This is a genomic window from Rathayibacter sp. AY1C9 (assembly GCF_002932315.1).
GTDB lineage: Bacteria > Actinomycetota > Actinomycetes > Actinomycetales > Microbacteriaceae > Rathayibacter.
In genome coordinates this window covers 56,679-75,278 of record NZ_PSVZ01000013.1, presented here as the reverse complement: position 1 = coordinate 75,278, position 18,600 = coordinate 56,679, and the positions used below count along the sequence as shown (strand labels likewise).

Here is an 18,600-nt window from a genome sequence, read left to right as displayed (position 1 = left end):
CTACCGCAGGGCTCCCAGCACGACGGCCGCGGCGCGGGCGACCAGCGCGTCGTCGTAGTCCGCCTCGGGGTCGTTGCGCGTCGAGAGGATCGACAGCACGACCGCGTCCCGCCTGGGAGGCGTCACCACGGCGACGTCGTTGCGGATCCCGCCGGCGCCCCCGGACTTGTCCGCGACGCTCCAGCCGGCCGGAGCGCCCGCCCGGACGAGAGTGTCGCCGGTCGCGTTGCCGCTCATCCAGTCGAGCAGGAGCGCCCGGTCCTCCGCGGACAGCACGTCACCTGTGGCGACCGCGGCGAGGTCCGCCGTGAACGCGGCCGGGGTGGTGGTGTCGTCGATGCTGCCGGGCTCGATCGTGTTCAGAGCGGGCTCCTCGTTCACCACCTCGGTGGTGGTGTCGCCGAGAGCCTCGAGTCCACGGTCGAGGGCGGAGGGTCCGCCGAGGCGCCGGAGGACGAGATTCAGCGCTGTGTTGTCGCTCCGGCGGACGGCCGCCTCGGCGAGCTGCGACAGCGGCAGGCCGGTGGCGGTGCTCTCCTCCGTGACGGGGGAGTAGCCCGCCGCCTCGACGTCGGCGACGGTCCAGGTGACCACCTCGTCCCGCTCGGCGGCGGGGACGGTGCGCAGGAACTCCGCTGCGGCGAGGGCTTTGAGGCTCGAGGCGAAGCCGAAGCGCTCGTCGGCCCGGTGATGGACCCGGCGGCCCGAGCCGGTGTCGACGGCGCTGACGCCGATCCGGGCGTCGAACTCGTTCTCGAGCGCGGCCAGCTCGGCGGAGACGTCGATCGGAGGAGGGGTGGCGGAGGACACCGACGACGGCACCGAGGCGGACGACGGCGGCGCGACCGGGGTGTCCGCCGTGGTGGTGCACCCTGCGAGGGCCAGGAGGAGGGCGGAACCCGCGAGTGCGCGGAGGGTCAGCGACGACCCTCTCGAACGGTTCACAGCGCGGAGTAGACGACGAAGAAGGCGACAGCGGCCGCCGCGGTGACGCCGAGCGCCGCGAGCGAGACGAGTGCGCGCGGCCTCCTCTGCACGACGGCCAGGACGAGGAAGCCCGCGCCCAGGACGATCTGGAGCCACCAGTACACCGGACTCGTGGTGTCGGCGACCGCGCCCAGCGCCCAGACGCCCTCGCCGATCAGCACGCCCGAGAGCGGCGCGACAGCCAGGACGCGCCACGTCCTCGAGCCGTAGAGGGTGAGTGCGGCGGCGGCGCCCAGGATCGGCCCGGCGGGGACGGCGAGCAGCCAGAAGACGTCCGTGAAGGGAGGCGAGTAGCCGAAGCCGCGCGCCGCGGTCACCAGGTCGTAGCCCTCGAGCAGCGCCCAGAAGCTCAGCAGGCCGAGAGCGGTCGCCGCCGCCGGTCGGGCGCCGCCGAGGCGCACGAGCGCGAACACGAGCATGGACCAGCCCCCGGAAGAGTTGGCGAACGAGCTCACCGACGGCGGGAGGGAGCCCTGCAGCAGGCTGGTGAGCCCGCCCAGGACGAGACCGCCGAGCAGGGCGACGAGCAGAGCACGCAGGAGAGGCGGGCGGGAGGCGGCAGGGGGCATGGGTCGATTCTCGGAGACGGCGGGCGGGTGCGGATCAGGGATGACCCTGATCTCGGGGTGCGGGGCCGATCACAGGTCTCCGGGGTGATCCGCGCCGCCCTGGTGCAGTTCTCCCCACCCCGGCTCGGCGGCCCCGGCGGCCGATACGATGGACCCCATGCCTCGGATCCGACAGTCAGATGTCGAGGAGGTCAAGGCGCGGGTGAACATCGGCGACGTGATCGGCGAGTACGTCACGCTGAAGTCGGCCGGCATCGGCTCGCTGAAGGGCCTCTGCCCCTTCCACGACGAGCGCAGCCCCAGCTTCCACGTCCGCCCGCAGGCCGGCTTCTACCACTGCTTCGGCTGTCAGGAGTCGGGCGACGTCTACAGCTTCGTCATGAAGATGGACCACAGCTCGTTCAGCGAGACCGTCGAGCGCCTCGCCGGGCGGATCGGCTTCCCGCTGCAGTACGAGGACGGCGACGGCCGCGCGCCCGAGACCGGCGGGCGAGCGCGCCTCCTCGCCGCGAACGACGCCGCGGAGGAGTACTTCCGCGAGCAGCTCGCGACCCCGGGCGCCGACGTCGGCCGGCGCTTCCTCGGCGAGCGGGGCTTCGACCGCGCCGCCGCCGACCGCTTCGGCGTCGGCTTCGCACCCGACGGCTGGGACGGGCTCACCACCGCGCTCAAGCGCCGCGGCTTCTCGGAGGAGGAGCTGACCACGGCCGGCCTGGTCAGCAGCAACAACCGCGGCGGCGTCTACGACCGCTTCCGCGGCCGCCTCGTCTGGCCGATCCGCGATGTGACCGGCCAGACCGTCGGCTTCGGCGCCCGCCGCCTCCTCGAGGAGGACAAGGGCCCCAAGTACCTCAACACCCCCGAGACGCCCGTCTACCACAAGTCCCAGGTGCTCTACGGGCTCGACCTCGCCAAGCGGGACATCTCCCGCGGGCACCGAGTGGTCGTCGTCGAGGGCTACACGGACGTCATGGCCTGCCACCTCGCCGGCGTCACCACCGCGGTCGCCACCTGCGGCACCTCCTTCGGCGTCGACCACATCAAGGTGCTGCGCCGGGTGCTGGGCGACGACAGCGGCGTCGGCGAGGTCGTCTTCACCTTCGACCCCGACGCGGCGGGCCAGAAGGCGGCGATGCGCGCGTTCCAGGAGGAGCACCGCTTCGCCGCGCAGACCTTCGTCGCCGTCGCGCCCGAGGGCCTGGACCCCTGCGACCTCCGCCTGAACCGCGGAGACGACGCCGTCCGCCGCCTCATCGACGACAAGAAGCCGATGTTCGAGTTCGTGATCCGGCAGCTGCTGGACCGCTACGACCTCGAGACGGTCGAGGGCCGGATCGCGGCCCTGCGCGCGGCCGCCCCGGTCGTCGCCGAGATCCGCGACCCGGCGCTGCGGCCCGGCTACTCCCGCGAGCTCGCCCGGATGCTCGGCCTGGACATGGCCGAGGTCAACTCCGCCGTGCGCTCCGCCGGATCCCGGCCCCGCTCCTCCGGACCCGAGGGCCGCGACCAGCAGGGCGGGCGGGGCGGCGGCGAATCGTCCGCGGCCGAGGCGCCCCTCGGCGCGCGCATCGCCGACCTCCCCGTCGACGTCGTCACGCGCATCGAGCGCGAGGCGCTGATGGCGATGCTCCAGCTTCCGCAGGCGATGGGTCCGGAGCTCCTGGCCCGGGCGGCGCACGCGGCGGTCACCAACGAGACCCTCCGCGTGGTCCGCGACGCCGTGGTCGCGAACCTCGAGCGGGCGGAGGACCGCGACTGGGTCGAGCACGTCGCCGACGACGTCCCCGGCCCCTTCGCCTCGCTGGTGCGCCAGCTCGCGGTGGCGCCGATCCCGGCCGCCGACGAGGAGGGGCTCGCCCGCTACTCCCGCGACGTGGCGATCTCGCTCATCGAGCGCGACCTGCTCCGCGAGATCGCCGAGCTGCGCGGGGCGCTCCAGCGCGCGTCCGCCGATCCGGTGATGGCGCGCGCGGTGCAGGTGCGCCTGGTCGAGCTCGAGCGCGAGAAGCGGGCGCTGCGCACGGAGTGAGCGTGTTGCGGTCGTGTGAAGAAATCGGCCGCACGCCCGTGCCGGTTCGGAGAGCGCTTCCAACTGTGTTACCTATGAGGAACAGCAATGCGGGCGTCCAGTGTCGTGACGCCACAGCCCACAGGAGATCTGTGTGCCGAGAGTCCGCGCGCCCGGAGCGCGCCCGCATCCCATCCTTGACAGGAAGAGGCAGACGGAGATGAATTCCGCATCCACTCGCGGCACCCGCGCACTGGCCGCCGCCGCAGGCTTCGCCGCGGTCGCGCTCGTGCTGACGGGCTGCGCCGCCGGCGGGAACGACTCGTCCGGCGGCAGCGCCGGAGGGGCCCTGACCATCGGCACCACCGACAAGATCACGACGCTCGACCCCGCGGGCTCCTACGACAACGGCTCGTTCGCCGTGATGAACCAGGTGTTCCCGTTCCTGATGAACACCCCCTACGGCAGCCCGGACGTCGAGCCCGACATCGCCGAGTCGGCGGAGTTCACCGCTCCCACGGAGTACACCGTGAAGTTGAAGGAGGGACTGAAGTGGGCCAACGGCCACGACCTCACCTCCTCCGACGTGAAGTTCTCCTTCGACCGCCAGGTCGGCATCGCGGCTGAGAACGGCCCGTCCTCGCTCCTGGCGAACCTCGACAGCGTCGCGGCTCCGGACGACACGACCGTGGTCTTCACGCTCAAGTCCGAGAACGACCAGACCTTCCCCCAGATCCTCTCGAGCCCCGCCGGCCCGATCGTGGACGAGGAGGTCTTCTCGGCCGACGAGCTGACCGCGGACGCCGACATCGTCTCGGGCGACGCCTTCGCCGGCCAGTACACGATCCCGAACTACGACGTGAACAACCTCATCCAGTACAAGGCGTACCCGGACTACCAGGGCGTTCTCGGCGAGGCGAAGACGGACACCGTCAACGTCAAGTACTACGCGGACTCGTCCAACCTCAAGCTGGACATCCAGGAGGGGAACATCGACGTCGCGTTCCGCAGCCTCTCGGCGACGGACATCGACGACCTCCGCGGCAACGACACGGTCAAGGTCGTGGACGGCCCCGGCGGCGAGATCCGCTACATCGTCTTCAACTTCGACACCCAGCCCTTCGGCGCGACCACCGGTGAGGCCGACAGCGCCAAGGCCCTCGCCGTGCGCCAGGCCGTCGCCGACCTGATCGACCGCGACGAGATCGCCGACCAGGTCTACAAGGGCACCTACACCCCCCTCTACTCCTACGTCCCCGCAGGCCTGACCGGCGCGGTCGAGCCGCTCAAGTCGCTCTACGGCGACGGCAACGGCGCGCCCGACGCCGACAAGGCGAAGGCGACCCTCGAGGCCGCCGGCGTCACCGCTCCGGTCACCCTGAACCTGCAGTACTCGAACGACCACTACGGTCCGTCCTCGGGCGACGAGTACGCGCTGATCAAGGACCAGCTGGAGTCGACCGGCCTCTTCACCGTGAACCTGCAGACCACGGAGTGGGTGCAGTACTCGAAGGACCGCTCGAGCGACGTCTACCCGGCCTACCAGCTCGGCTGGTTCCCCGACTACTCCGACGCCGACAACTACCTCTCGCCGTTCTTCATCAAGGAGAACTTCCTCGCGAACCACTTCGACGACGCCGAGGTGCAGAGCCTGATCGCACAGCAGGTCTCGACCACCGACGCCGACGCGCGCACCGCGCTGATCGAGCAGATCCAGGAGAAGGTCGCGGCGCAGCTCTCGACCGTCCCCTACCTGCAGGGCTCGCAGGTCGCGGTCGTCGGCAGCACCGTGAGCGGAGCCGAGGACACCCTCGACGCCTCGTTCAAGTTCCGCTACGCGGCACTCAGCAAGGGCTGATCCACCCCCCTCGCGGCCGGCGCCTCCCCGACAGGAGGCGCCGGCCGTTCTCCACGAAAGGCATCACGTGACGACAGCCACGACGGCTGCGGCGACGGCGCCCACCCGGCGACCGCGCGGCTCCGGGGGCGGACTCGGGCGCTACCTGCTCGTCCGCTTCCTGCTCATCATCCCCACCGTCTTCATCCTCGTGACGCTGGTGTTCCTCCTCATGCGCTCCACGGGCGACCCGATCACGGCGGCCCTCGGCGGCCGCCTGACCGCGGACCAGCTCGCCGAGCGTGTGGCCGCCGCCGGCTACGACCGGCCGCTGATCGTGCAGTACCTCGAGTACCTCGGCAAGCTGCTGACCGGCGACTTCGGCACCACTCTGAGCGACAACCGCCCCGTGACCGAGGTGCTCCTCACCTACGGCGCCGCGACGGTCGAGCTCGCCTTCTACGCCCTGATCGTGGCGTTCCTGGTCGGCATCCCGCTCGGGATGCTCGCCGCCTACCACCGCGACCGCACCCCCGACGCGGTGCTGCGCATCTTCGCGATCCTCTGCTACGCGACTCCGGTGTTCTTCGCGGGCCTGCTGCTGAAGCTGGTGTTCTCCGTCTGGCTGAAGTGGTTCCCCGTCGCCGGGCGCGCCTCGACGAGCACCGAGCTCTCGCTCCAGTTCCTCGAGAACAAGACCGGCATCTACCTGATCGACGCGATCCAGACCGGCGACCCGGCCGCGATCTCGGACGTGCTCTCGCACGCGGTGCTCCCCGCCGTCGCACTGGGACTGCTCACCGCGGGCATCTTCCTGCGCCTGGTGCGCACCAACGTGATCGGCACGCTCGGCACCGATTACGTGGACGCGGCGCGCTCGCGCGGCGTCAGCGAGTTCCGGCTCGTCCGCACCCACGCCTACCGGCCCGCGCTCATCCCGATCATCACTGTGATCGGCCTGCAGATCGCCCTGCTGCTCGGCGGCGCCGTCCTCACCGAGACCACCTTCGAGTGGAAGGGCCTCGGCTTCCAGCTCGCCGAGTACCTCCAGGCCCGCGACTTCGTGGCCGTGCAGGGCATCGTCGCCCTGCTCGCCGTCATCGTGGCGCTGACCAACTTCATCGTCGACGTCATCGCGGCGCTCATCGACCCGCGAGTGAGGTACTGAGCATGAGCACCACCTCCCCGGCGCGTCCGCGCCGCCGTCTCGTCGACCGTCTGCCGGTCGTCCACCAGCTCCGGCAGAGCGTCGGCCTCCAGCGGGGGATGCTCGTCACCGGCCTGATCATCACCGGCGCGTTCCTGCTGGTGGCCCTGTTCGCGCCCCTCATCGCGCCCTACGGATACTCGCAGCTGCGCTCGGGCGGCGAGTCGTTCGGCGCGCAGGAGCCGCCGAGCGCGGAGCATCTGCTCGGCACCACCGTCGGCGGCTACGACGTCCTCTCGCGAGTGATCTGGGGAGCGCAGACCGCGTTCCTCGTGATCGTCGTCGCCGTGGTCCTGTCGATCTTCCTCGGCGTCTTCCTCGGCCTCGTCTCCGGCTACCTCGGCGGTTGGCTCGACCGCGTGCTCGTCGTGATCTGCGACGCGATCTACGCGTTCCCGACCCTGCTGCTGGCGATCGTGATGTCGATCGTCATCTCCGGCGGGCAGTCGAACCTCTGGGCCGGCATCTTCGCCGCGGCGGTCTCGATCACCGTGGTCTACATCCCGCAGTACTTCCGCGTGATCCGGGCCGAGACCGTGCGGATCAAGGGCGACGCCTTCGTCGAGTCGGCGAAGGTCATCGGAGCGTCGACGCCCCGGATCATGTTCCGCCACGTCCTGCGGAACGCGACGCGCACGCTGCCGCTGATCTTCACGCTGAACTCCTCCGAGGCGATCCTGACCCTCGCCGGCCTGGGCTTCCTCGGCTTCGGCATCGAGCCGACGTCGGCCGCGGAGTGGGGCTACGACCTCAACAAGGCGCTGTCGGACGTCACGAGCGGCATCTGGTGGACCTCGGTCTTCCCAGGCCTGGCGATCGTGCTCGTGGTGCTGGGCATCACCCTCGTGGGCGAGAGCCTGAACGACCTCGCCGACCCGCGCCTGCGCGGTCGGCGCGCGGTGGCCGCCGGTGCCGGCGACGTCGCCGCGACGTCCGTCGTGCCGGGCGGCGTCCTCGCCGCCGACGGCTTGGAGACGCCGGGGCACGACCCCGTCGCCGGAGTGGAGGAGACGCGATGAGCGACCAGCGCATCGTCCGGGACGCCTCAGCGCGTCCGATCGTGGACATCACCGACCTCGAGGTCGCCTTCGCGAGCGACCGCGGCGCCGTCCGCGCCGTCGCCGGGGTGAGCCTGCGCGTCGAGCGCGGCGAGGTCCTGGCGATCGTCGGAGAGTCCGGCAGCGGCAAGACCGTGACCGCGAAGACCATCCTCGGCCTCCTGCCCGAGACGGCCACCGCCTCCGGAGTGGTCCTGCTCTCGAAGAAGGACGGCAGCGCGGCGACCGATGTCGTCTCCGTGCCGAAGGCCCGCCTCCGGGAGCTGCGCGGCACCGACGTCGCCATGGTCTTCCAGGAGCCGGGCACCGCCCTCAACCCGGTCTTCACGGTGGGCTGGCAGATCGCGGAGGGACTTCGCGCTCACGGCTCCGTCTCGAAGAAGGAGGCGCGCAAGCGCGCGATCGACGTCCTCCGCACCGTCGGCATCCCGGAGCCGGAGAAGCGGGTCGACTACTACCCGCACCAGTTCTCGGGCGGCCAGAAGCAGCGCGTGGTCATCGCGATGGCGCTGGTCCTGGATCCCGGTCTGATCGTCGCGGACGAGCCGACCACCGCGCTCGACGTGACCGTGCAGGCCGAGATCCTCGACCTGCTCCGCCGGTGCCGCGACGAGTTCGGCACCTCGATCGTGCTGATCACCCACAACATGGGCGTCGTCGCCGATCTGGCCGACCGCGTCGCCGTGATGTACCAGGGCGAGCTGGTCGAGGAGGCGACGGTCTCCGAGCTGTTCTCGGCGCCGAAGGCCGAGTACACGAGGAAGCTCCTCGCCGCCGTCCCGCACGTGGGCCAGGGCGTCGAGCGCGCCCGCGTCCGCGCCGTCGAGCGCGCCGAGGCCCCCGAGGCCGAGACGCTCGTCGCCGCCGAGGGCCTGCGGATCCAGTACCCCGGCCGGCTCGGCCGTCCCGGCTTCGTCGCGGTCGACGGCGTCTCGCTGCGCATCCGCGCGGGCGAGGTGCTCGGCCTCGTCGGCGAGAGCGGCTCGGGCAAGACCACCATCGGGCGTGCCATCGCGGGCCTGACGCCGGTGACCGGCGGGTCGCTGAAGGTCCTCGGCAAGGAGATGCGCGGCATCCGCGAGCGCGCCTTCCGGCCGGTCCGCGGCGACATCGGCTTCGTGTTCCAGGACCCGGCGTCGAGCTTCAACCCGCTGCTCACCATCGCGGAGTGCGTGGCCGAGCCGCTGATCGTGCACGGACGGGCCGGCGACGCCGCCGGGGCGCGCTCGCGCGTCGACGAGCTCCTGGAGGCGGTGCAGCTGCCCCGCTCCTACGGCGACCGCTACCCGCACGAGCTCTCCGGCGGCCAGCGCCAGCGCGCCAGCCTCGCCCGGGCCCTGGCCCTCGAGCCGAAGCTGCTGATCGCCGACGAGCCCACCTCGGCGCTCGACGTGTCGGTGCAGGCCCGCGTGCTCGAGCTGTTCGCCGAGCTGCAGCGCGAGTTCGGCTTCGCCTCCCTGTTCATCAGCCACGACCTCGCCGTGGTCGACCTGCTCGCCGACCGCATCGCGGTGCTCTACCGCGGCGAGCTGGTCGAGGAGGGGACGGGGGCCGAGGTGCTCGCCGCGCCGAAGCACCCCTACACGCAGCGCCTGCTCGCCTCTCTGCCCGTGCCCGACCCGGTCGAGCAGGCCTCGAGGCGCGAGCTCCTGCGCAGCATCGTCGAGGCGGAGCGCCGGGCGTGAGCCGGACCGCCGAGGATCAGGCCCCTATCGTCGTCGACGACCTCAGCGTCGAGTACCCGCCGCGCGGCATCAGCCGCCGGTGGACGGCGCTGCGGGGAGTGAGCCTCCGCGTGGAGCCGGGGGAGGTGCTCGGGATCCTCGGCGGCAGCGGCTCGGGCAAGTCCACGCTCGCGCGCGTGCTCGGCGGCGACGGCCTGGGGCACGACGGAGGCCGCACGCGCCCGGTGATCATCGGAGGGGACGCGACGGTCGCGGGGCACCGCCTCCGCTCGCTCCCCGCCCGCGAGCTCAAGCGCTTCACCGTCGACGTCGCGCATCTCGCGCAGGACGCCGGAGCGGCCCTCCGCCCCGAGCTGACCGTCTCGGAGCTGATCGCCGAGCCGATCTTCCTCCGCGACCGCCACTACGACCCGAAGGCCGCGGCGGTGCGGGTGGCGACGCTGCTCGACTCCGTGCACCTGCCGCTGTTCCTGCTCGACCGCTACCCCTACGAGCTCTCCAGCGGCCAGCGCCAGCGCGTGGCCGTGGCCCGCTCGCTCGTGCTCGGGCCGAAGGTGCTGATCGCCGACGAGCCGACCTCGGGCATCGACGCGACGGTGCGCGAGTCGATCGTCGACCTCCTCGCCGACCTGCGGCGCCGGGAGGGCTTCGCCGCCGTCGTGGTCAGCCACGACATCGACGTGCTGAGCCGGGCGACCGACCGGATCGCAGTGCTGGTCGGCGGCGAGGTCGTCGCGTACGGGCCGCTGCTGGAGGTTCTGATCGAGGCCCGGCACCCCTACGTGCGCGAGCTCGGAGCGGCCTTCGCCGAGTACGAGCGCTTCGACGCCTCCCGAGCGCAGCGCGTCGAGGCGGCCGACCAGTGACCGTCCCGCGCGTCGCGGTGCTCCCGCGGCCGAAGCCGGTGTTCGCCGAGGCGGTCGAGTCGGGCGGTGGAGTGGTCGTCGGACTCGACGGGAGTCCGGACGCGCTGCTCTGGCTGTCCTACGGCCGCACGGACGAGCTGGCCGCTGTGCTGGAGGAGCACCCGTCGATCCGCTGGGTGCAGCTGCCCTGGGCCGGCGTCGACGTCTTCGCGCCCGTGCTCGCCGCGTCCCGCGCGGACGTCGTCTGGACCAGCGCCAAGGGCGCCTACGCGGAGCCGGTGGCCGAGCACGCGCTCGCGCTGGTGCTCGCCCTCCTGCGCTCGCTGCCGGAGCGGGCGCGCGCCGTGTCGTGGGGGCCGAAGAAGGCGGTCACGCTGCACCGCGCCTCCGTGGTGATCGTCGGAGCAGGAGGGATCGCTCGCGAGCTCCTGCGGCTGCTCGCCGTCTTCGACTGCCGGGTGACGATCGTCCGCCGCGGAGACGAGCCGGTGGAGGGCGCCGCCCGCACCCTGCCGGCGTCGCGGCTCGCCGAGGCCGCGGCGGACGCCGACGTGCTGGTCCTGGCCGCCGCCGCCACCGCGGGCACGGAGCGGATGGTCGACGCGGGTCTGCTCGCGCGGCTCCCCGCCCACGCCGTGCTCGTCAACGTCGCCCGGGGGAGCCTCGTCGACACGGACGCGCTCGTCGCGGCCCTCGCCGAAGGCCGTCTCGCGGGCGCCGCGCTCGACGTGACGGACCCCGAGCCGCTGCCGGACGGGCATCCGCTCTGGAGCGAGCCCCGGTGCCTGATCACGCCCCACAGCGCGGACACCCCCGAGATCACCGCGCCGCTCCTGGCCGAGCGCGTGCGCGCCAACGTGGCCGCCTGTGCCGCCGACGGGCCGTTCGTCGGCCGCGTCGACCCGGGCTCCGGCTACTGAGTGCGCGCCCGATTTTGCGTTCGCGGAGAGTTTGCTAAAGTAGTACCGCGCTGATCACCTCCGGGTGGTCGGATGATCCTCGATAGCTCAATTGGCAGAGCAATCGGCTGTTAACCGGTAGGTTCTTGGTTCGAGTCCAAGTCGGGGAGCGAAGGGTCCGGGACTCCACTCTCGGGCCCTTTTTTCGTGCCCGCGAGCGGTCGCCCTCGAGGGCCCACCCGCTCGGACCGACGATCGGAGGCGCGATGCGCGAGGACGTGCTCGCTCTCCTGCGCCGCCGCCCCGACGTCGAGGCGCCGGATCTCGTCGCCGTCGACGCCAGCGACCGCCTGCTGCTCGACCTCGCCGCCGATCGCGGCCGCCTCGCCGTGATCGGGGACGCCTACGGGGCGCTGAGCCTCGGCCTCGCCGCCGACGGACGTGCCGTGCGCGTCGTGCAGGACTCGATCACCGCCGAGCGCGCTCTCGCGCAGAACCTCGAGACGGTGCGGGGGTCGGGCGTCGATCTCGCGCCGATCGAGATCGTCGACTCCGTCGCGGAGGCCGTCCGCGACGCCGACGCGGTGCTCCTGCGCCTGCCGCGCTCACTCGACGCCCTGGCCGCCGTCGCGGCCGGGACTGCACTCGCGAACCCGGCGGCGACCCTGATCGGCGCGGGCCGTATCAAGCACATGACCCGCACGATGAACGACGTGCTCGCCGTGCGCTACGAGCGGATCGACGTCTCCCTCGCCCGGCAGAAGTCGCGCGCCCTGCTCGCGAGCGGCGCGCTCCCCGACCAGCCGCCCGCGCCCGGGCCCGAGCGGCGCCGTCTGGACGAGCTCGACCTCGAGGTCGTCGCACTGCCGGGAGCCTTCGCAGGTGCACGACTGGACCTCGGCACCCGCGCCCTCCTCGCCGCCCTCGATCTCGACTCCCTCCCCGCGGGCACCGCACTCGACCTCGGCTGCGGAACCGGCGTGCTCGCCGCCGTGGTGGCCCGGGCCCGCCCCGACCTCGCCGTGATCGCGACGGACACCTCGCGTGCCGCGGTCGAGTCCGCCCGGGCGACCGCGGCGGCCGATGGGCTGGCCGTCCGCGTCCTCCGCGACGACAACGCCTCGACTCTGGAGGCGTCCTCCGTCGACGTCGTGCTCTGCAATCCGCCGTTCCACTCCGACGGAGCCGTCACCGACCTCGTCGCCCGGCGCATGCTGCGCGCGGCCGGCCGCGTGCTGCGCCCCGGAGGCGTGCTGTGGACGGTCTTCAACTCCCACCTCGCGCATCCGGCCGAGCTGCGCCGCGCGGTCGGGCCGACCACGGTGGTGGCGCGCGACCGCCGCTTCACCGTCACCCGCTCCGTGCGCTCCGACGGCTGAGTACGGCTCCGCAACCCCCTCCGCGGCCTCAGGTCCGCTGTCCGCGGCGCGGGTACGATCTCTCTCCGGCGCTCCTGTGCCGAACCCGTCCCGTCCCCCCGGAGGCCGTCGTGCTCGAAGTCGTCCTCGTCCTCGCCCTGATCGCCCTGGTCGCGGTCGTCGTGCTGTGGCGCCGCGCCGTCGGCGCCGAGCGCCGTGCCGCCGAGAGCCGTGCGGAGGAGGCGGCGCGCGTCGTCCGCCTCGAGCTGGCGGTCGGCGAGCAGGAGGCGAGGCTCCGCATCGTCGGCGAGCTCGAGCAGCTCGCGGTCCGCAGCGCCGCGCACGTCGTCGAGGAGGCCGAGAGCGTCCGGCTCACGATCGACCGCGACCCCGCCGCAGCCGCGCGGTCGGCGCAGCGTGCCGTGCGGGCGGCCGAGGCCTCGCTGGCGCAGCTGCGCCGCATCGCGACCGTAGCCTCCGTCGATCCGGGGGAGCTGCCGCGCACCGGCGGCTCCGTCCCCCTGATCGAGGGCGCCCGCGAGCGAGGCCTGAGCGTCCGCGAGGAGTCGTTCGGCGAGCCGTTCCCGCTGCAGGACGGCGCCGAGGTGGCCGTGCTCCGGGTGCTCGAGTACGCCTTCGACTCGGCGCTGGAGACCGGCGGCGCGGGGACCGAGGTCCGCATCAGCTCCCGATGGACGACCACCGGCCTCCGGGTGGAGGTCGACGACGACCGCGAGCAGCACGGCGCTGCGGAGCAGGACGCCAGCGCTCTCGAGGCGGATCTGCGCTCGCTCACCGAGCGCATCGACAGCCCCGCGCTCGCCGAGCTGCGCGAGCGGGCCGCCCTCTTCGGCGGTGACGTGACCGAGAAGCGGACGCCCGGCGTCGGCCGGAGCGTCACCGCCTCGTTCCCCGCGATCCGCCACCACAACGGCGTGCACGGGGTCGACCTGGCCTGAGTCAGTCCTCGAGGTGCTCCACGCCGGGCAGCCACGAGACGCCGGGGCCGCCCCAGCCGCGCTTCCGGGTGATCTTCGCGACCGGCTTGTGGTAGTCGTGCTCGAGGCGGTCGATGTAGAGCACGCCGTCGAGGTGGTCGAACTCGTGCTGGAACACGCGGGCGAACCAGCCGTCCGCGACGATCTCGAACGGCTCCTGCTCGAGGTCGACCGCGCGGAGGATCGCGCGCTCGGAGCGGCGGAGCGGGAAGCGCTCGCCGGGGAAGGAGAGGCACCCCTCCGACTCCGTGTCCTCGTCCGCCTCGCCGAGCGGGGTCGGCGTGACGAACAGCTCGGGGTTGATCGCGACGCCGCGGCGGGGGGTGCCGTCGTCGTCGGCGTAGTCGTAGACGAACAGGCGCAGCGGGACGCCGACCTGCGGGCCGGCGAGGCCGACTCCGGGGGCGGTGTCCATCGTCTCGAACATGTCGGCGACGAGGGTGCGCAGCGCATCGTTGAACTCGGTGACGGGGGCGGCGGGGGAGTGCAGGACGGGGTCGCCGGCGATGCGGATGGGGAGGACGGCCATGGTGGACAGGGTACCGCGGGGCCGCCGACCGGGTCCGCGAGGATCATCCGCTGGGCTCAGCCCCTCACCCGTGCGTCGGAGGACTCCCGGAGGCGTTCTGGGTAGGGTCGACCCCATGCCCGCCGATCTCGCCGAACTCCTCAACGACCCGGCGAAGTTCATCGGCATCCCGATCGCTCTCGTGGGCGCGGTGTTCCTCTCCCTCGGCGCGCAGTTCCAGCACCGGGGAGTGGCGAAGGTGGAGCGGTTCTCGAAGCGCTCCGGCTCCTCCGGGCTCAGCGGCGGCCAGCTGGTCGCGCTGCTCTCGCGCCCCTCGTGGGTGATCGGCACCCTGCTCCTGGGTCTCGCGATCGTCTTCCAGCTGACGAGCCTCGGCTTCTCCCCGCTCATCGTGGTGCAGCCGCTCGGAGCGGTGGCGCTCGTGATCACCGCGGTCGTCAACGCGCGGGTCAGCCGGGTGCGACTGAACGCGGCGTCGATCCGGGCGATCGTGCTCTGCGTCGGAGGCGTCGGCACGTTCGTCCTCGTGGCGGCGTTCAACGCGGTCGACAAGTCCATCCAGACGCCCGAGCTCATCACGATCCTCGTGATCCTCGCCGTGGTGCTCACGGTCTTCGTCATCGCCTTCCGCGTCTTCCGCCGCGGAGCGAAGGCGATCTTCTACATCGTGGGTGCCGGAGTGGTCTACGGCTTCGTCGCGACTCTCGCGAAGGTCGTGCTCAACCGCATCAAGTACGGCGAGTTCGACCCGCTGACGGTGGTCTGCATCGTGGCGCTCCTGGCCGCGACCGCGCTCGGCGGGTACTTCGTGCAGAACGCCTACTCCTCCGGCCCGCCGGACCTCGTCGTCGCGGGCCTCACCGTCATCGACCCGCTGGTCGCCGTCGCGATCGGCATCGTCGTGCTCGGGGAGGCGCAGTACGCGGCCCCGTGGGCGATCCCGCTCTTCATCGCGGCCGGTGCCGTCGCCATCTACGGCGTCTTCCTCCTCGCCAAGCACCACCCGCAGGCGCGCTGACGGCGCGGGATCCCGAGTGGTGAGGACTCCTCTGCCTACAATGGCTCCGCGCCGAGAGCCACGAAACCGACCGACCTCCGCCGATCGCTCCCTTCTCTCCCCGAGCGGCACGACACCGATAGGACCTCCCGTGTCAGATCCCCGCGACGCGTCCCGACCGGGATCGCCCGACTCCCGACCGCTGACGGTCGTGATCGGCTGCGACACCTTCGCTCCCGACGTGAACGGAGCCGCGAAGTTCGCCGAGCGCCTCGCCGCCGGTCTCGCGCAGCGCGGCCACGAGGTCCACGTCGTCGCCCCCTCTGCCGACGGCTGGAGCGGCACCCGGGTCGAGACGCACGAGGGCCAGCGGATCATCGTGCACCGGCTCTACAGCTGGCGCTGGTACCCGCACGACTGGCTGCGCTTCGCGATGCCGTGGCGCATCCGGCAGAACAGCGCGCGCATCCTCGACGAGGTGAAGCCCGACGTCGTGCACTTCCAGTCGCACATCATCGTCGGCCGCGGCCTCGGGATCGAGGCGGCCAAGCGCGGCATCCGCATCGTCGGCACGAACCACTTCATGCCCGAGAACATGCTCGAGTTCACCCTCCTGCCGAAGGCCGTGCAGGCCAAGGCCGTGGCGATGGCGTGGCGGGCCGCGCGCCGCACCTTCGGCCGGGCGGAGGCGGTCACCACGCCGACCCGCAAGGCCGCGCAGTTCCTCGAGAAGTACACGGGCCTCCGGGGCGTCCACGCGATCTCCTGCGGCATCGACGCCGACAACTACACGCCCGACTTCACGGCGCGCGCCGGCGACTCGATCCTCTTCGTCGGCCGCGTGACCGGCGAGAAGCACATCGACGTCCTGCTCCGCGCCGTCGCCCTGCTCGATCCGGCGCTCGACGCGAAGCTCGAGATCGTCGGCGGCGGCGACCAGATGCGCAACCTCCAGCAGCTCGCCGCGACCCTCGGCATCGCCGACCGCGTGCGCTTCACCGGCTACGTCTCGGACGCCGAGCTCAAGGAGGCGTACACGCGCGCCACCGTGTTCGCCATGCCGTCCATCGCCGAGCTGCAGAGCATCGCGACGATGGAGGCGATGGCCTCGGCCCTCCCCGTCGTCGCCGCCGACGCGATGGCCCTCCCGCACCTCGTCCACGACGGCGAGAACGGCTACCTCTTCGCGCCGGGCAGCGCCGAGGCCCTCGCCGACCGCCTCACCGCCGTGCTCACGGCCGACCAGGAGGACCTCGAGGCGATGAAGCGCGCCTCCCTCCAAATCGTCGCCGCGCACGACATCAACCGCACGATCAGCACCTTCGAGAGCCTGTATCGTGGGGAGCCGGTGGCCGATCCGGCCTCCGACGCAGCGTCCGCACCCGCCGCCACCTGACGGCCGCTCGGACGGCCGCCGCGGGGCGTTAGCTCAGCCGGTCAGAGCAGCGGACTCATAATCCGTCGGTCACGGGTTCAAGTCCCGTACGCCCTACTCCGCTCCACCCGCGGTGGTTCCTCCTCTCCAGCGCCGGGTCGGGCCTCCACCTGATGCCGGTCTCGTCGGGGCGGGCGGTCCGGCCCCGTCAGGCCGACTGGCCGTGCCTCAGGACGGCGCCGACGCGGTCGTCGCCGGCACGCCGACCGCGGACGAGTCGGAGGCGACGTCGCGGACGACGACGGCGCCGGCTCCGACCCGCACACGGTCGCCGACGGTCACGTCCCCGACGATCGTCGCGCGGGCGCCGATGTAGACGTCGTCGCCGATGACGGGCGTCCGACCCTTCGACTCGCCGATGGTGACGCCGTGGTAGATGAACGCGTTCCTCCCGATGACCGTGCGCGGGTGCAGGATCACGCCGCGGCCCCAGTGGGGGAGCCGCAGGCCGGGCCCGACCTGAGCGGCCGGCGGCAGCTCGGCTCCGACGATCATGCGGGTCCAGACGAGATCGACCAGGCGGTAGACGAGGTGGAGGGGGAGCCGGGTCCTCCGAGAGCTCGAGTACTGCCCGAGTCGGAGGACGAGGACGGTGAGCCGGTCGGAGGCGTGGCCCTTGGCGGCCAGGTCCGCGCGGACGACGGCGCGGAGGTCAGCGAGATCCATGCTCCCAGTCTGAGTGGGCGCCTCGCGGGTGGGTCCGGGCCGTCGGAGATCGTCCGGGGCGTGGCGAGCATCCGCGAGCGGACGACACGGTGGCGCGATGCGCTAGCACGTCCCGACGCGCCGCGCCCGTACTGGCCGCTCCCCGCTCGACGTGATTGCCTGATCCTGTGCCTGATCTTCCGATGTTCCCGCTCGGCTCCGTGCTCCTGCCGCACATGCCGCTCCCGCTCCGGCTGTTCGAGCCGCGGTACCTGCGGATGCTCGGCGACGTCCTCGAGGACGAGACCCTCGCGTTCGGCGTCGTGCTCATCGAGCGCGGCCAGGAGGTGGGCGGCGGCGACCAGCGGTTCGCGGTCGGCGCCCGCGCGCGCATCCTGAACATCGACGGGGCGGAGTCGTTCGTCACGCTCGACTCCGTGGGCGAGGAGCGCTTCGAGGTCGTCCGCTGGTACGAGGACGACCCGTACCCGCGCGCCGAGGTCCGCCTGCTGCCCGATCTGGAGTGGGACGAGAAGCACGCCCCCGCGCTGGCTGCGGCGGAGTCGGCGGTCCGCACGGCACTGGCGGTCGCGAGCGAGTTCGTCGAGCAGCGCTACGGCGCGGTCGTCGAGCTCGCCGAGGATCCGGCCGCGCACGCTTGGCAGCTCGCCGGCGTCGCACCGGTCACCGAGCTCGACCGCCTCGCGTTCCTCCGCAGCTCCACCATGGAGGAGCTGCTGGAGTCGGTCCGGGAGCGCTCCGCCGAGGCGACCGAGTCGTTCCGCGCCGGCTGGGCCTGAGCCCCGTCCCGGCGTCCCACGACGAGCCCGTCAGTCCTCGAGGCTGACGCCGCGCTCCTCCGCCAGCTTGACCAGGTCGTCGACGACCACGAGCGCCATCCGGACCGAGCGGTCGCGGCGGTACTCCTCGTCGTCCGGGTCGATCCGCGAGGTGCGGTCGAGGGTCTCCTCGATCGACTGCGCGAGCTCGCGCCACGCGTCCTGACGGGCGTCGTCGACGAGCGTCGCGAGGTACTCCTCGTCCTGCGCCCGCCTGTGGAGGGAGTCGGCGACGAGGAGCGAGAGCCGCTCGCGGTGGTCGAGGTTGTCGACGTCGGCCGAGCGGTAGTCGTGCACGTGGTCGGAGCGGCCGCCCACCGAGGTCACGTCGGCGGCGATGCCGCGCAGGCGCTCAGCGGCCGCCTCTGACTCGCGCGCCAGCTTCTCGAGCTCCTCCGCGGCGACGACGGAGTAGCGGCCCGAGTCGAAGGGGACGTCGGCGCCGAGGCCGTCCATCAGCACCCGGTTCTTCACGGCCATCCGGCTCGCGTACTGCGCGAGCATCAGGCCCTCCTCGGCGGCCTCCTCGACGGAGGCGGGCTCGCGCGACGGGTTCTCATCGGGGTCGTACGGCTCCATCTTGAACCTGCGTCGACGCCGGAACCACACGTGCGTCACCTACATCCCGGAGCAGGCGCCCCGCCCGCCGGAGCACCTCTTCGAGAGTACCCGGCGGGCGGGCG

The 18,600-nt window shown here is 72.4% G+C and carries 17 protein-coding genes and 2 tRNA genes; 14 read left to right on the top strand and 5 right to left on the bottom strand.

Annotated elements, in window-relative coordinates:
* Both bla and C5D09_RS10530 read right to left on the bottom strand, forming a co-directional pair.
* A complete protein-coding gene (gene bla / locus C5D09_RS10535; RefSeq protein ID WP_258066975.1) occupies window positions 1-945 on the bottom strand; it encodes a class A beta-lactamase in 945 nt (314 codons plus the stop codon).
* A complete protein-coding gene (locus C5D09_RS10530; RefSeq protein ID WP_181133912.1) occupies window positions 942-1,556 on the bottom strand; it encodes a DUF6518 family protein in 615 nt (204 codons plus the stop codon). Before C5D09_RS10530 ends, bla begins: the two co-directional genes overlap by 4 nt.
* Window positions 1,557-1,713: 157 nt before the next feature.
* Between C5D09_RS10530 and dnaG the strand changes: the two genes are divergently transcribed.
* The 10 genes from dnaG to C5D09_RS10480 all read left to right on the top strand — a co-directional run bounded on the left by dnaG (window position 1,714) and on the right by C5D09_RS10480 (window position 13,433).
* Window positions 1,714-3,585, top strand: a complete 1,872-nt coding sequence (gene dnaG / locus C5D09_RS10525) for a DNA primase (RefSeq protein WP_104269262.1) — start codon at window positions 1,714-1,716, stop codon at window positions 3,583-3,585.
* A gap of 199 nt (window positions 3,586-3,784) precedes the next feature.
* A complete protein-coding gene (locus tag C5D09_RS10520) occupies window positions 3,785-5,422 on the top strand; it encodes an ABC transporter substrate-binding protein (RefSeq protein ID WP_104269261.1) in 1,638 nt (545 codons plus the stop codon).
* A 67-nt stretch (window positions 5,423-5,489) separates the two neighbouring features.
* Window positions 5,490-6,569, top strand: a complete 1,080-nt coding sequence (locus C5D09_RS10515) for an ABC transporter permease (protein WP_104223444.1) — start codon at window positions 5,490-5,492, stop codon at window positions 6,567-6,569.
* 2 nt (window positions 6,570-6,571) lie between these two features.
* Window positions 6,572-7,627, top strand: a complete 1,056-nt coding sequence (locus C5D09_RS10510; protein WP_104226685.1) for an ABC transporter permease — start codon at window positions 6,572-6,574, stop codon at window positions 7,625-7,627.
* Window positions 7,624-9,351 (top strand): ABC transporter ATP-binding protein, encoded by a 1,728-nt coding sequence (locus C5D09_RS10505; protein ID WP_104226684.1) that lies wholly within the window; start codon window positions 7,624-7,626, stop codon window positions 9,349-9,351. The genes C5D09_RS10510 and C5D09_RS10505 overlap by 4 nt, the downstream gene beginning before the upstream one ends.
* Window positions 9,348-10,217: an ATP-binding cassette domain-containing protein gene (locus C5D09_RS10500; RefSeq protein ID WP_258060485.1), complete on the top strand. Its 870-nt coding sequence runs from the start codon at window positions 9,348-9,350 to the stop codon at window positions 10,215-10,217. Before C5D09_RS10505 ends, C5D09_RS10500 begins: the two co-directional genes overlap by 4 nt.
* A complete protein-coding gene (locus C5D09_RS10495; RefSeq protein ID WP_258066974.1) occupies window positions 10,214-11,137 on the top strand; it encodes an NAD(P)-dependent oxidoreductase in 924 nt (307 codons plus the stop codon). Before C5D09_RS10500 ends, C5D09_RS10495 begins: the two co-directional genes overlap by 4 nt.
* 76 nt (window positions 11,138-11,213) lie before the next feature.
* Window positions 11,214-11,286 (top strand) — tRNA-Asn (locus C5D09_RS10490).
* Window positions 11,287-11,382: 96 nt separating this feature from the next.
* Complete coding sequence (locus C5D09_RS10485; RefSeq protein ID WP_104269260.1) at window positions 11,383-12,495, top strand: class I SAM-dependent methyltransferase; 1,113 nt, start codon at window positions 11,383-11,385, stop codon at window positions 12,493-12,495.
* A gap of 110 nt (window positions 12,496-12,605) precedes the next feature.
* Window positions 12,606-13,433, top strand: a complete 828-nt coding sequence (locus C5D09_RS10480) for a hypothetical protein (RefSeq protein ID WP_104223449.1) — start codon at window positions 12,606-12,608, stop codon at window positions 13,431-13,433.
* Between the two features lies 1 nt (window position 13,434).
* On the opposite strand, the gene def is transcribed toward C5D09_RS10480, so the two are convergent.
* The gene (gene def / locus C5D09_RS10475; protein ID WP_104269259.1) at window positions 13,435-14,001 is read right to left on the bottom strand and encodes a peptide deformylase; all 567 of its coding nucleotides are present in this window, start codon (window positions 13,999-14,001) and stop codon (window positions 13,435-13,437) included.
* A gap of 115 nt (window positions 14,002-14,116) precedes the next feature.
* Between def and C5D09_RS10470 the strand changes: the two genes are divergently transcribed.
* From C5D09_RS10470 to C5D09_RS10460, 3 genes are all read left to right on the top strand, one after another.
* Window positions 14,117-15,019, top strand: a complete 903-nt coding sequence (locus C5D09_RS10470) for a DMT family transporter (RefSeq protein WP_104223451.1) — start codon at window positions 14,117-14,119, stop codon at window positions 15,017-15,019.
* A 130-nt stretch (window positions 15,020-15,149) separates the two neighbouring features.
* A complete protein-coding gene (locus tag C5D09_RS10465; RefSeq protein ID WP_258059440.1) occupies window positions 15,150-16,394 on the top strand; it encodes a glycosyltransferase in 1,245 nt (414 codons plus the stop codon).
* A 22-nt stretch (window positions 16,395-16,416) separates the two neighbouring features.
* Window positions 16,417-16,490: transfer RNA gene (locus C5D09_RS10460), tRNA-Ile, on the top strand.
* A gap of 111 nt (window positions 16,491-16,601) precedes the next feature.
* Here C5D09_RS10460 and C5D09_RS10455 read toward each other — a convergent pair.
* A complete protein-coding gene (locus C5D09_RS10455; protein ID WP_104269258.1) occupies window positions 16,602-17,099 on the bottom strand; it encodes a DapH/DapD/GlmU-related protein in 498 nt (165 codons plus the stop codon).
* A gap of 167 nt (window positions 17,100-17,266) precedes the next feature.
* Here C5D09_RS10455 and C5D09_RS10450 point away from each other — a divergent pair, with 167 nt between their 5' ends.
* Complete coding sequence (locus C5D09_RS10450; protein ID WP_244229436.1) at window positions 17,267-17,878, top strand: LON peptidase substrate-binding domain-containing protein; 612 nt, start codon at window positions 17,267-17,269, stop codon at window positions 17,876-17,878.
* Between the two features lie 30 nt (window positions 17,879-17,908).
* Here the strand turns inward: C5D09_RS10450 and C5D09_RS10445 are convergent, their stop codons facing one another.
* On the bottom strand, window positions 17,909-18,496 hold the full coding sequence (locus tag C5D09_RS10445; protein ID WP_104223455.1) for a hypothetical protein: 588 nt from the start codon (window positions 18,494-18,496) through the stop codon (window positions 17,909-17,911).
* Window positions 18,497-18,600 lie beyond the last annotated feature (104 nt).